The organism is Paenibacillus bouchesdurhonensis, assembly GCF_900155685.1.
GTDB lineage: Bacteria > Bacillota > Bacilli > Paenibacillales > Paenibacillaceae > Fontibacillus > Fontibacillus bouchesdurhonensis.
In genome coordinates this window covers 1,519,706-1,533,635 of record NZ_LT732548.1, presented here as the reverse complement: position 1 = coordinate 1,533,635, position 13,930 = coordinate 1,519,706, and the positions used below count along the sequence as shown (strand labels likewise).

10 protein-coding genes are annotated in these 13,930 nt (G+C 51.3%); 1 reads left to right on the top strand and 9 read right to left on the bottom strand.

Annotation, left to right across the window (positions count from 1 at the left end; all coding sequences use genetic code 11):
- Window positions 1–18: 18 nt before the first annotated feature.
- The 6 genes from CZ379_RS11410 to hemB form a co-directional block, all read right to left on the bottom strand.
- Complete coding sequence (locus CZ379_RS11410) at window positions 19–2,229, bottom strand: endo-1,4-beta-xylanase (RefSeq protein WP_110931738.1); 2,211 nt, start codon at window positions 2,227–2,229, stop codon at window positions 19–21.
- Between the two features lie 372 nt (window positions 2,230–2,601).
- Window positions 2,602–4,782 (bottom strand): glycoside hydrolase family 6 protein, encoded by a 2,181-nt coding sequence (locus tag CZ379_RS11400; RefSeq protein WP_110931736.1) that lies wholly within the window; start codon window positions 4,780–4,782, stop codon window positions 2,602–2,604.
- A gap of 435 nt (window positions 4,783–5,217) precedes the next feature.
- Window positions 5,218–6,579: a LysM peptidoglycan-binding domain-containing protein gene (locus tag CZ379_RS11395; RefSeq protein ID WP_110931735.1), complete on the bottom strand. Its 1,362-nt coding sequence runs from the start codon at window positions 6,577–6,579 to the stop codon at window positions 5,218–5,220.
- A gap of 170 nt (window positions 6,580–6,749) precedes the next feature.
- Window positions 6,750–7,643, bottom strand: a complete 894-nt coding sequence (locus CZ379_RS11390) for an RluA family pseudouridine synthase (RefSeq protein WP_234404890.1) — start codon at window positions 7,641–7,643, stop codon at window positions 6,750–6,752.
- An 11-nt stretch (window positions 7,644–7,654) separates the two neighbouring features.
- Entirely contained in the window at window positions 7,655–8,956 is a 1,302-nt protein-coding gene (gene hemL, locus CZ379_RS11385) for a glutamate-1-semialdehyde 2,1-aminomutase (RefSeq protein WP_110931734.1), read from the bottom strand.
- A gap of 72 nt (window positions 8,957–9,028) precedes the next feature.
- Entirely contained in the window at window positions 9,029–10,033 is a 1,005-nt protein-coding gene (gene hemB / locus CZ379_RS11380) for a porphobilinogen synthase (protein WP_110931733.1), read from the bottom strand.
- A gap of 111 nt (window positions 10,034–10,144) precedes the next feature.
- Between hemB and CZ379_RS26640 the strand changes: the two genes are divergently transcribed.
- The gene (locus tag CZ379_RS26640) at window positions 10,145–10,495 is read left to right on the top strand and encodes a hypothetical protein (RefSeq protein ID WP_110931732.1); all 351 of its coding nucleotides are present in this window, start codon (window positions 10,145–10,147) and stop codon (window positions 10,493–10,495) included.
- Here the strand turns inward: CZ379_RS26640 and cobA are convergent.
- Genes cobA through CZ379_RS11360 form a run of 3 tightly spaced genes read right to left on the bottom strand, consistent with a single transcriptional unit; the run spans window position 10,492 to window position 13,670 of the window.
- Entirely contained in the window at window positions 10,492–12,036 is a 1,545-nt protein-coding gene (cobA, locus tag CZ379_RS11370; protein ID WP_110934333.1) for a uroporphyrinogen-III C-methyltransferase, read from the bottom strand. The two genes, CZ379_RS26640 and cobA, sit on opposite strands and share 4 nt — an antisense overlap.
- A gap of 9 nt (window positions 12,037–12,045) precedes the next feature.
- Window positions 12,046–13,014: a hydroxymethylbilane synthase gene (gene hemC / locus CZ379_RS11365; RefSeq protein ID WP_110931731.1), complete on the bottom strand. Its 969-nt coding sequence runs from the start codon at window positions 13,012–13,014 to the stop codon at window positions 12,046–12,048.
- 2 nt (window positions 13,015–13,016) lie between these two features.
- Window positions 13,017–13,670 (bottom strand): precorrin-2 dehydrogenase/sirohydrochlorin ferrochelatase family protein, encoded by a 654-nt coding sequence (locus CZ379_RS11360; RefSeq protein ID WP_234404889.1) that lies wholly within the window; start codon window positions 13,668–13,670, stop codon window positions 13,017–13,019.
- Between the last annotated feature and the right edge of the window lie 260 nt (window positions 13,671–13,930).

Below are 13,930 nucleotides of genomic sequence, written 5' to 3'. Positions count from 1 at the left end.
TCTTTTCATTCGTTAATTTTATTGGGGCTCGTTTCCCCAAACTAGCGTCCCGTTTCGATATAGCGTAGCTTTCTCCCAATTTGTAAATGAGGTTTTTGTAGAGTCAAAGGAATAGTCATTACTTTCGTTTAAATTCGTCCAGTTGCTTCTATGGCTGCGCGTTTGTATTTCCCCGGTACTTCCTCCCGCAGAAATGGCGCCTGCAGATGCATTGAAACTAATTTCTAAATAAACGTCGGCATTCTCTGTCGCTGTATCCAGTTTGACGAATTTACCGCTGAGATTCGAACAGCCGACAACGGCCCAATCACAGTTAAATACGAGAGCATCATTCCCGTCTGTCGTGAAGTAATAGCGAAGGGTCAATTCGCTTAACGAAACTGCGGCATTGCCACTGTTTACGATATTGAAATGGGGCTTGAACTGATTGTCAGTGGCATTCGTGTCCCCGGCCTTGTACTGCACCTTCAAGTCTCCCGTAGGAACGGGCCCGGGGTCGCCGCCGGAATCCTTAAGCTGAACGGATACGGATAGCGCGCCGTCTCCCGGCACTAATTCGAAGGATTTTTTCGCACGGAGGTTGTCCTTTGTTACAGTCACGTCATACGTTCCATGAAATCCCCTAAAAGCATATTGGCCATTGGTCGATGTTGTGCCGGACTCAGACGTCGTCCATTCATCCATCAGCTCCATGTATCTTTGCCCTGCTGCATTCAGAGACCAATCCATGTTTACAATCGCCGCATCAGCGCCCCGCCAGTGGTTTCCGGCCCAGAACCCCCACATCACGATACCTTCTACAGCTGGATGGCCGAAAGCGGTTCTGTATAACGCTTCGAGATTATCCGCCTTTATATTCTCATCAGGCTGGGTAGAGTCGTACTCGCTTATCCAAATCGGCAAGTCCAGAGTCGCCAAATTATCCAGTCTCTGCTTCACCACGATCGGATCAATCGTTGCCCCGAAGTGCCCTTGTACGCCGATGCCGTCGATGGGCGCTCCTTCGCTGAGCAGCTCCTGGATATGAAGCTTGTAATCATTGTCTCCGGGCTGGCTTATCACGTTATAATCGTTCACGAACAGCTTGGCATCCGGATCAAGCTCCTTCGTTTTTTGGTACATGTAAGGCCAAATCGATGCTCCCAGCCGGTCTTTGAAAAAACTTCCGTGCATCATTTCGTTGTTCACATCCCAATGAACGAATTTTCCCTTGAAATGATTGACTACGCTAGTGATCCGGTCATCCATCGCCTGGCGCAGCTCGCTGCCCTGCAAGTTTTTAACCCAGCTAGGCTGATATTGTTCAACCTCCCAGTGCACCGTATGACCCCGTACCGTGATATCGTTCGCTTCGGCAAACTCCATCATGCGATCAGCCGTGCTATAGTTGACATTGCCTTTGCTGGTTTCATTGGAATACCATTTCGATTCATTTTCGAATACAGCCCAGTTGAAGTGATCCTTGAAAAAATTGCTGTATTGGCTGTTAGACAGCACCGTGCTGCTCATCGCCGAGCCGAAGGGAAAACCATGTCTGGTTTGCTGTACCTCGACATTTGCTCCCGATATCGGACGACCCTGCTCATCGGTTACCAAAATCTGCACATCGTCCTTGCGCAGCTGATCGATCTGGGCATTAGCTTCTGCTTTCCAATCGATCGCGGATCTTTCCACCACTACAACATCATCTACGTAAAAATCCACGCCTGCCCCCGGGCCTTCAAAATACAGCTTCAGCGACGTTACCGTCCCCGAAGGCTCGTATAGAAAAGAGCCCCTTAATGTGCTCCATGCATTATCTGTCACAGGGGACTCAGCTACCCTAAGGTAGTCATCGCCGCTACCGTCACTTTGCTGCATCGTGAGTAATACCCGCCCACTAGATGCACTTTTCAGACGTACAGAGGCGGTAATATCATAGGTTTGTCCTGGCGCAAGCTTACCGAGAAGGCTTTGGGCTATACCGTGCCACTCGCTTTGCCTCCCCTCAACTAGAGCGCTATAAGAGCCTTCAAAAACCGGATTGCTAGCCACGCTTACCGTTTCTGTCCCCGCCGTTCCTTCCCACCCGCTTGTCGTTCCAGATTCGAAGCCGGGATTAGTCAATAAATTCGCCGATGCGGCAGTAGCTTGACCCAGCGTTTTGCCCCCAGGATATAAGCCTAGCCCTATTGTGGCTAACAGGACAAAAACCATCGCCAGACTAATGCGCTTTCTAGCAGCAAACATCCGTGCTCCCCCATTCCTTATGGATTTAATTCATTCCTTGAAANCTCTATAAGAGCCTTCAAACCCCGTATTGCTGGCTCCGTTTCCCGTGTTGGCCCCCGCCGTTCCTTCCCACCCGCTTGTCGTTCCAGATTCGAAGCCGGGATTAGTCAATAAATTCGCCGATGCGGCAGTAGCTTGACCCAGCGTTTTGCCCCCAGGATATAAGCCTAGCCCTATTGTGGCTAACAGGACAAAAACCATCGCCAGACTAATGCGCTTTCTAGCAGCAAACATCCGTGCTCCCCCATTCCTTATGGATTTAATTCATTCCTTGAAAACAGCCCATAGTGAAATGAAACGGCGCCATAAGACGCCGTTCCCGCTCATTCATTAAGGTTCATTTCCCCATACCAGTGTTCCATTTTGGTATAGCGTCACTTTATCCCAATTAGCATAGGACGTTTTGGTAGGATCATAGGAATAGTCGTTGCTCTCATTTAGATTCGTCCAATTGCTGCTATGACTGCGGGTTTGGATATCGCCCGTGCTTCCTCCTGCCGCAAGCGTTCCAGCCGAAGCGTTGAATTTGATTTCCAAGTAGCTGTCCGCATCGGCCTTACTTTCGCTCATCTTTACAAATGTACCAGTTAGATTCGTACACCCGATCATCGACCAATCGCAATTGAATTGCAGTGACTGGTCATCCGCCGTTAAGTAATAACGGAGTGTTAACTCACTTAGTGCCACAGGCGTCGTTCCGTTGTTAACAATGTTGAGATGCGGTTTTATTTGGTTATCGGTTGCATTCGTATCGCCAGATTTGTATTGGACGACTAAATCCCCGGTTGGCGACGGATTCGGATTCGTTCCTCCGCCTTGCGGAAGCGCTGAGGCCTGGGTTGAATTCGCGCTGGAACCGACGCTATTCGCTGCACTGACCACGTAATAATACGTTGTTCCGTTAGTGACCGCAGAATCCGTATAGCTCGTGCCGCTAAGAGCAGCTACAGTTGTATAAGGCCCGCCGTTCGTCGTGGAACGTTTGACGGTGTAACTGGTTGCCCCTTCAGAAGCGTCCCAGCTCAGGGATACTTGCCCGTTGCCAGCCGTAGCGCTTAAGCCTTCTGGTGCAGCCGGTGCCGTTGGAAGCGGATCTACCGGATCTCCCCCGCCGTTTGTCGGAATAGCCGGATACGCGTTTTGAACAAGCATCACGAATTGATCATGGAACCAGTGGCCGGATACTGGAGCGTCAGGTAGCGCACCCGTTAAAATTCCGTACTGAGTTTGATAAGTTGGATCGCACATCCGGTCGAACCCTTTGCCTTCGTTGTTCGGTATTTCAGAGCTGGAGCCGTCAGATTCACCCGGAGGCTTGACCCAGACAAATGCATCGATATGAGAAGCTGCAAATCCAGATGGAGCGGTTTCTGGCGCTCTTCCCATTCCAGCCCCACTATTGTTGCACCACAAGCCACGATGCTCTCGGCGATCCACACGGCCTGAATCTACAATCTCATCCACCGTGGAGCCAATAGCGCTGGTCGGTCGGTTAGGGCCGCCCCAGCCATTGCGTGAGGTATCGATAATAAAGCCGATGCTGCTCGGCCAGCCCGCGGACACGAAGCCGGAATATAGGCCCGCTGCGAATTCAGCTTCACTGAAATACGGATTCCACTCGTAGAAGCTGGAGGATCTGAGCGGCATTCCATTCACATTGCGATTTGGATCCGGCAGATTCGGTTCTACCAAAGGCGTCGTATTCGCCGTGTTCAAAGCAAAGCCGTCGATGCTGGCAAAGCCGGCATTGGTAGCTTGAGCCACTTGCGTATAAAGCTGAACCGCTCCTTGGCGGTTATCGTCCCAACCGAGCCATCCAGAATGGCCGATATCCACATAAGTGTACACATTAGGAATGACAGCCAACTTATTAAGTGTATATTTAATAGCATCAACATAAATGCCGCTAGTGTTAGCTGCCGCGCATGCTGGGGTGCTAAGGTTAGTAACCAGGTTCGGAAGGCTGTCCGGTTCAACAACCGTAACGATCCGAATATCTTGATATTTAGGATTAGAGAATATATCAGCAATTACATCGATATAATCCGTTTTATACGTTTGCAGGCCTGCTTGCGTCAAGGGCAGCTCTCCGTTGGATGCAAGAGCATGACAATCGCGGCCGGGCAGATCATAGATGACGAACTCGGCAACGATCGGTGTGTTGCCTTGCTTCTGGGCTAGGGCAGCATCCAGATGTCCCTCCAGACTGCGGCGATTGCCATTGTTCTCTCCGCCATAAATCGCTGCGATGCGATCGAGCCAAACGTAAGTGTTGTAGGATTTGACGGTCTCCATTCTTGCTTTCAACGTAGCGTCGCTTACTTGAGCAATAGATGAATCAATCAAAGTAGCATAGTCTGGGTTGATATATTTTGTCGCGCCAACGTACGGATTGTCTACATGAGGCTCCGCCGCTTGAATCTTCTGACTCCCAAAAGGTGAGAACATCGTGATAACCAATGCCGAGATTAATGCTAACATTGCAGTTCGTTTGGGCAAGTGTTTTACCATTTCTTTCAGCTCCTATAATAAATTTTCATAGATTATAGCCATTCGCCTGGGAAATGTATGCGCTCTCAAAATGTAGCCTTTCGAAATTTATGCTATTTGATCCGTCGTACCCTACTCTCCTTTCTTAACTCATCCTAAAATTAACTTCAAACTAGAAAACAGCTTCGCTTTCCACTCCTTCCGTTAAGTATTTTGTCATTTACGCGGGCGGATGATCCGACGAAACGACATTAAAAAGAGATTACAGACGACAAACAATTGCCAAAAAACACACTGTTCACCATCTAGACACAAATATACCATAAATAGTAAAAATAATACAAGGATATTCTCCATTTTATTTTAATCAAGCCTAAAATTCACATCAAAAAACTGCGCGTAATTCGCGCAGTCTAATAGATTTAGTATAAATTTATATAAACCCGAGGCAGCTCTTTATGGGATATATAACACTTGGCCTTCTGTTAAACTGTGCTCGGCTAGCCGGTTGTAGAGCTGCAACTCCCGGGTGCTGAGATTGTAACGCTCCGCAATTTCATCCAAAGTCTCTTCGCGCTGAACGATGACAAGCCGGATTTTTCGAAACGGGGACTGATCCTCCGAGTTACCGATAAAAAGGTTTTTCCAACGAACCTCTTCATCCTCATCGCCCTGGCCTTCTGCCGCCGGCTTCTCATTTCCTTCTTCCTGCTCCAGCAAGCTCACGGGGTCTCTGTTCGGGCGGGGGACAGATAACAGTTTGCTTATGCCAATGTCATCTCCTAGCGCCGCGTCATCGCTCTTTTTACTGTTCAAGGCTATTTTAAGTTCTTTTTTCTCCTCAGGCTGGGGGCGAATCTCTGAATCTGCCTCTTCCTGAACAAATTCCTCCACCGTCTCCGCTTCGATAGGGGCAGCAGAGGAAGCGGCTTCCGATGTCAACTCAGGCTCCTGCAGCTCTGAAGAATCCAATTCTCTTGGAACAGCCTGTACGACCCCTACGGCATTGTCGTCCTGTCCAGATGCGGCTTCTGCGTATCTGCGCTCAGCATATTCTTCCTTGAACCAGGCATTATTTCCTAAGTTATACTGCTCTCCATCCCGCTCATCGTCCGCAGTCTTAGCTATAATAGGCTCCTTGTCCGTCCAAAGCGTGGAGGCGGAAAGCGGCGAATCCTCCGTCCAGGAAATAACGTTCTGATGTGCAGCCTCCGGGAGTTCCGACAGATCTGCAGATTTGAATGAATTATCCCATTCAGGAGTACTTTCCTCACTGAATTCCGATAGTGAAGATTCTAGCGACCGTACGTGCTCATCCCCCTGCTCCTCTGCATCTGCCTCTTCCGTCCATGCTCTCGCAGGCAAATCCTCTGCAAAATCAGCCTCGCCCTGATTATTCTGCCCTGATTCATGCGCTGCAATGAATTCGCTGTCTTTCCATTCTCCGCTTCCCGTCAATGTCGTCGTCTCAATGCCTTGCAACGACAAAACTCCGGTAATATTCAAGCTGCGAGCACTTAGCAGATCTACGTCAAAATTCTCAATTTCAACTGCGATCTCTTCCAGCTTGTTTACCCGGCTAAGAGGAATTGTAATTTCGACCGGAATCCAGTGCTCCAGCTTGCAGCTCTCCCCCTGTCCCCGGTAAAGCCCAGACAGCAGCAAATGACCACGAAGCGCGGCATACTCCTCGCCCGGGATGACCTGGATTTTAGGAAAGAGCTCTATTTCCTCCAATTCTTCAATTCCAACTACATCTTCCGATAAATGAACTCGTTCATAAATATCAAACCTCAGACCATAGGATTGATCAGCCAAGAATGATACCTCCTTTCAGCATTTCCAAACATGATTCGCATCCCATATTATTGAATGGCCCAAATCATCGCTCGTTTTATCTATATGCTTAAAAAAGGAGTGCATGCCTGCTTTTTACCGATCAATCTGTCTTCATCAGGCATCCCGTACATAATCTATTTTACTAGAAGTTAGCTTTGCAGCTGCTTTTGCAGCGTACTCCAGCCTAAAGGCCAAGGATCTGACACAGACAGATTCTCCCCTGTCAGCGGATGCGCGAAGCTCAGGCTCTCGCCATGAAGCGCTTGATAGGACAGGTGCTTCGTGCTCCCTCCGTATAAAGCGTCTCCGATGAGTGGATGGCCCGCATGACTCATGTGAACGCGAATCTGATGAGTACGTCCAGTCTCCAGCGTCAGACGAACGAGACTAGCATCTGTATAGGCCTCTATCAGCTCCACATGAGTTACTGCTCGTTGGCCCGACGGGGATACGCGCCGTCGTGATTTATGATGACGATCCTTGCCAATTGGTGCATCAATCATACGTAGCGAAGGACTTACCAACCCCTGAACAAAGGCAACGTAGACTCTGCCGATTTCTTTGCGCCCCATCGCTGCATCCAGCTTAAGCTGGGAATAAACATTCTTGGCATAGAGCACCGGGCCAGACGTGAATTCGTCGAGCCTATGAATATGCTGAGGAGCAATCTGCTCCCCGCGTTCCGAATAGATTGCTGCCACCATATTAGCCAAAGTAGGCTGATGGCTTTGACCATCCGGATGCACCTTGACTCCTGCCGGCTTATGTACGACGAGGCAAAAATCATCCTCGAACAATATCTTTAACGGATGCTTTGGCTGCATTGGCTCATACTGCGAAATCCTCGGCGGGAAAAGCCGCAAACGCAGGCGATCCCCCGCCAGCTTGATGCCCTGCTCAGCTTCAAGCGTGCGCTGCAGCTTGGGGGGAAGGCCTAATACGCCTTCCAGCCAAGCTAAAGCAGCGTTAAAGCGGTCGCCGCCTTCCGGCGAAGACAGCTTGCCGGGCATCAGCTCCAGCCATTCTCCCCGTCTTTGCCCCATAAGCTGAGAACTCACAGCTTCTGCAGCGCACGACGATGCGCCTCGATCGTGGAGCCGATGTCCTCCTCGCTATGAACGCCAGAGACAAACATGCCCTCGAACTGAGATGGGGCGATGTTGATTCCCTCTTGCACCATTGCCGCAAAATAACGGCGGAACAAATCCAAGTCGCTGCTCTTAGCCGTATCATAGTTAACGACCTGCTCATCCGTAAAGAATGGGCAAACCATAGAACCTACACGGTTAATTACGCTCGGAATCCCCGCTTCCTTCGCATTGGCTTCAAGACCCGCCTGAAGCTTGGCTGACAATAGCTCTAGCCGCTCATAGACCTCCGGTGTCAGCAATGACAACGTAGTGAACCCAGCAATCATAGCCAATGGATTGCCGCTCAGCGTTCCGGCCTGATAGATTGGCCCGGACGGTGCAATTTGTTCCATAATTTCACGTTTGCCGCCATAGGCGCCAACCGGCAGCCCCCCGCCGATCACTTTACCCAGACAGGTTAAATCCGGCGTCACTCCGTACAATCCTTGCGCAGAGTGCAGATGGACACGGAAACCGGTCATGACTTCATCAAAAATAAGCAGACTTCCATATTCTGTCGTAATGCGGCGCAAGCCTTCCAGAAATCCAGGCTGCGGCGGAACGACGCCCATATTCCCTGCGATCGGCTCTACAATTACGCCTGCGATCTCTTCTCCGAAGCGTTCAAAGGCCAACTGAACGGATTCCAAATCGTTATAAGGGACGGTAATCGTATTCGATGCTACGCCTTCAGGCACGCCCGGACTGTCCGGAAGACCAAGAGTAGCTACGCCAGAGCCAGCTTTAATCAGCAGGCTATCGGCATGGCCATGGTAGGAGCCTTCAAATTTCATGATTTTGTTGCGTCCCGTGTACCCGCGAGCCAGCCGTATCGCACTCATCGTTGCTTCCGTACCGGAATTGACCATTCGGACGATCTCGATCGATGGCACGCGCTCGACAACAAGCTGCGCCATTTGCGTCTCCAGCAGAGTAGGCGCCCCAAAGCTCGTCCCTTTTGCGGCCGTCTCCTGCAGAGCGTTTACGACCTCAGGATGCGCATGCCCCATAATTAACGGGCCCCATGAACCCACATAATCGATATAGCTATTTCCATCGATATCGTAAATATGCGAGCCAACCCCGCGATCCATATAGATCGGCGTAAGCCCAACGGATTTGAACGCGCGCACCGGACTGTTCACTCCGCCAGGCAGCACCTTTTTCGCTTCTTCAAAAGCTTGATGAGATAATTCTTCCCCATTGCGTCCTATAGTTGTACTCATTGACGTCACACTCCCTGCTTCATCATTGATCTGTGATCTGCGTTAGATTATTCAGCTATTTATAAGGGCGCTCTACTTCCCTTCGCGCAACCAACTGGCCATGTCTTTGGCAAAGTACGTAATAATAATGTCAGCACCGGCCCGCTTCATCCCCAGCAGCATTTCGCTGACAATAGCCCGCTCGCTAATCCAGCCTTGACGGGCAGCAGCCTTGACCATCGAATATTCGCCGCTTACATTGTAGGCGACAATCGGCTGGTCAAACTGATCCCGAAGCATCCGAATGACATCCATGTAAGCGAGTGCCGGCTTCACCATGAGCATGTCCGCACCTTCGAGTACATCCGTCTCCGCTTCGCGCAGCGCCTCGCGCACATTTGCCGGGTCCATCTGATATGTCTTGCGGTCGCCGAATTGCGGCGCCGAGTCCGCAGCTTCCCGGAATGGGCCATAGAATGCGGAGGCGTATTTCACGGAATACGACATGATCGGCACGTGGGTGAAGCCCGCTTCATCCAATCCGGAACGAATGGCTTGTACGAATCCGTCCATCATGTTCGATGGAGCGATAATGTCCGCGCCCGCTTGAGCCTGCGATACGGCAGTCTTGACTAACAGCTCCAGGGATTCGTCATTCAGTACATCGCCGCAAACATGCCCGTCCCGTTCAAAGGTATGAACCATGCCGCAATGACCGTGATCCGTAAACTCGCATAAGCATGTATCGGCAATGACCAGCAAATCGGGATACCATGATTTAATCAATCGAGTTGCCTCTTGAACGATGCCATTCTCCACAAATGCCGACGTTCCTACGCTGTCCTTTTGCTCTGGTATGCCAAAAAGAAGGACTGCAGGAATGCCAAGATCGACAATTTCCTTCACTTCCTCCTGCAATCGATCCAATGAAAAATGATACACGCCCGGCATAGATGATATTTCGTTCTTCACGCCGCTGCCGTAGGCAACGAATATCGGTTGCACGAAGTCGTCGACCGTGATTACCGTTTCGCGAACCATGCCGCGAATCGCAGCCGATTGCCGCAAACGGCGATGTCTTACAATTGGAAATGTCATGGTGCTGCTCATCCTTTCGATTGATCCCGACCCACCCAACCCCTCCCTTGTCTTAAGGGAGGGCTCCAGGGGCCGCGCCCTCTGGACTCCCGCAGGTGGGGTAACGTAGGTGTGATAGAGGCGCTCCTGCATCGCTTTCCCCTAACGGGGATGCGCTTAGTCTGTGCTTGGCACACTTTTCCCCCTTCGGGTACGCCTTACTTTTGGCGCCCCTGGGTAACCTGGGCAAACATGCTGCTCAACTTTGGAACGGGAGATGCCCCCGAGCAGCTGCATGCGATCCAGCCGCTTGCCGCCCTGACGGGCCCGCTCTACGTTAGGCGCGCCTACTGTTGGGTGGGTGGAGTTCATTTAATTGTATATGAAGTTACGTCAGCTATAGAAGGCGCTGTCCCCTTCAGAGATACGCTTACTGAGATGCAAAAAGTGGAATTTATGATAACCCGCCTTAGTGCCAATTAATCCCGCTGGCTGGCCCGCCAATCACAAAGAGATTGGACGAGGCTGTTGATCGTGGACTCCTCAGCCATGATATCGACCTTGAAGCCGACATCTCTCGCGGTTTGCGCGGTAAGCGGGCCGATACAGGCAATCGTAGCGCCGGACAAAGCTTGAACCGGGTCTGCAAGCCCCATTCCTTTCAAGGCTGCAACAAGGTTTTTTACGGTAGACGAGCTGGTGAAGGTCACGACATGAATGCCGCCCTCCTCGATGAGCTTCAGCAGCTCATCGTCGTCTTCGCTGGCAGGGACGTTCTCATAAACGACCGCATCGGTGACGGTTACTCCCTTCTCCCGCAGCATCTCCGGCAGAAAGTTGCGGCCTAGATCCCCGCGCGGCAGCAGCACCTGCTGGCCGGCGAGCATCTCATTGCCATATGCCTCGAACATGCCCTCGGCCTGGAATTGCCCAGGCAGTTCCTCGGCGGCAATCCCGCGGGAGCGCAAAGCTTCCTTCGTTGCCGGGCCAACCGCGGCGATTCTTGCACGATGAAGCGAACGAATGTCTTGTCCCAGTTTTTCCAAGTGCGTAAAGAAATACTCTACCCCGTTGACACTTGTGAAGAACACCCAATCATACGCCTCTAGACGGCTCAATGCCGCATTTGTATAGGCAATCCGCTTCTCATCCTGAGGCAATTGTATATCGATCACAGGGAATTCATACGGCTCGCCGCCTAAGTCCTCGATTTGCGCGGCAAGCTCGCTGGCTTGGCTCCTGGCGCGAGTAACAAGTATGCGTTTGCCGAACAAAGGGAGGGACTCCGCCCACTTCAAATGCTCGCGCTGCGTTACGACGTCGCCTACAACAATGACAGCCGGGGGCTGAAAATTGGCCTCCAGCACTTTGCGTTCAATGTCCTCCAGCGTCCCGGTCAAGGTTGCCTGCTCCGCCCGCGTTCCCCAGCGTACCAGAGCGATCGGTGTGTCGGGAGACCTGCCGTAGGTAATGAGCTGTCTGCTGATATAGCCTATTTTGGCTACGCCCATCATAAAAACAAGCGTCCCCGTAGCATTCGTCACCTTCTCCCAGTTGATGGACTTGTCCAGTTTTTCCGGGCTCTCATGCCCGGTAATAATAGAAAGGGAGGAAGCCATATCCCGATGAGTCACCGGGATACCCGCATATGCAGGCACCGAAATCGCCGCCGTAATTCCAGGCACAATTTCATAAGGGATGCCATGTTTGCGCAGCAGCTCAGCCTCTTCGCCCACCCGTCCAAAGATCGTGGGATCTCCGCCCTTGAGGCGGACAACGGTCTTCCCCGTCAGCGCCAAATCCACAAGCAGCTGATTAATCTCTTCCTGCTTCATCGTGTGACGATCCGGCAGCTTGCCCACATATATTTTCTCCGCCCCGCGCTTCATCTTCCTCAGCAAGCTAGGGTTGGCCAGACGGTCGTATACGACGACATCGCCCTTCTCCAGACACTGCAATCCCTTCACTGTAATCAATCTCGCATCACCGGGTCCCGCCCCGACTAAATATACCTTGCCAGCCATCCCCATCACTCACTCCCTGACTTCCGCCAAAATTTCGTCTGCTCCTCTGGAGATCAGCTTGCCCGCGACTTCTTCGCCCAGCTTCAGCGGATCCTCCCCGATCAAGATATCCTTTAGAACAAGCCGTCCGTCCGGAGTCCCTACCATACCCGTCAATTCGATATGTCCTGCTCCCCCTCCGGCTCCGGCCTTCCCGGTCTTATCCCGTACCAGCGTAGCATACGCCCCTATCGGCACCTGGCAGCCCCCGTTCAATACGCGAAGGAATTGACGCTCTGCTGTAACGGTCAACTCGGTATCCGGGTCGTTGTACAACGAGAGAAGATGACGAACCTCTTCATCATTCTCACGGCATTCAATACCAAGCGCGCCCTGGCCAACAGCAGGCAAACATATGTCTACCGGCAAAAAAGAGGTGATCCGCTCCTCCCAGCCCATTCGGTATAAACCTGCTGCGGCAAGAATAATGGCGTCAAAGCCTTCCGTCTCCAATTTACGAAGCCTGGAATCGATATTGCCCCTGATCCATTCCAGTTTAAGATCTGGGCGATGCTTCTTCAATTGACTGGAGCGGCGTAGACTGCTAGTACCGATTTTCGCTCCCTCCGGAAGCTCATCCAGACTCAAGCCATTCCTTGAAATGAGCGCATCCCGAGGATCTACCCTGCGCGGAATTGCGCCGGTGGTGAGGCCGTCCTGCAGCTCGGATGGCATATCCTTCATGCTATGTACCGCCATATCAATCTCGCCGCTGAGCATCGCTTGCTCGATTTCCTTGACGAATAAGCCTTTACCCCCGACCTTCGATAAAGTCACATCCAGAATGCGATCACCTTTGGTCACAATTTTACGGATTTCAAAATCATAGGGCAGCCCATGCTCCTCGCAGATTCCCTTCAGCGCATCAATGACCTGGCCTGTTTGCGTCAGCGCCAATTGACTTTGTCTCGTTCCAACAACAATCGTTCGTTTCCTCATCTTCATTCCTCCCGATATGTCTCAATCCACGAAGTCATTTCAGCTACACTCCAAGGACGAAAGCATTCCTCACGAATTTGTGTCAATAAATCCATTTCAGCTAGCGCTTTAAATAACAGCTGGCGTTTGCCCTGATCCGGCACGCGCTCTTTAATCTGTATCCTCATCTTACTCAAAAAATCTATATAAGCCTCGTAATGCTCTCCAAACATCGCATCTACTTCCTGACATAGCCTCTTGGAAACCGCAGGGCCTGCACCGGATGTTGACACCGCGACGATAAGGCCGCCCCTGCGAAGCGAGGCTGGTGTTATAAAAGAGCCTCTCGCCCCGTCACTGGTATCATTCACAGGCACTCCCCGGCATTCTGCTTCCGCTACGACGGCTTTATTAATCTGGCCATTATCCGTAGCCGCATAGGCTACAAAAGCCCCCTGCAAATCCCCTTCCCGGTATCCCCGCTCTACCCAATATATCTGTCCCTTCTCATAACAGGACGTCAGATAAGGGGTTAGCAAGGGACTAATCACAATCGTTTCCGCCGATGAGGCCAGCAGCGCACTTACTTTTCTCTCGGCAATTTTCCCGCCGCCCACGACGACGCAGCGTCTTCCCGCACAGTTCAGCATCACAGGTATATAATGCGGCATAGCCATGGCTACCACTCCTCAATCCAAACATGGAAAAAGAATCTTATTTTATCGTGATTTTATATTGATAATAGCATAACCTACCATCCTTTATTTTGCCACGTTCCCCGGTTGAATTATGTTTAACTGCAAGCCGCCTGGGGCTAGCCTCCCGCAAATCAAAAATGCCCTGCACCCTCCGTTTCCGGATTGCACCCTAATGCAATACGAGAAATAAAACAGAAGGCTCAGGGCATACAAATATGATCCCGGCATATATTCAAGGA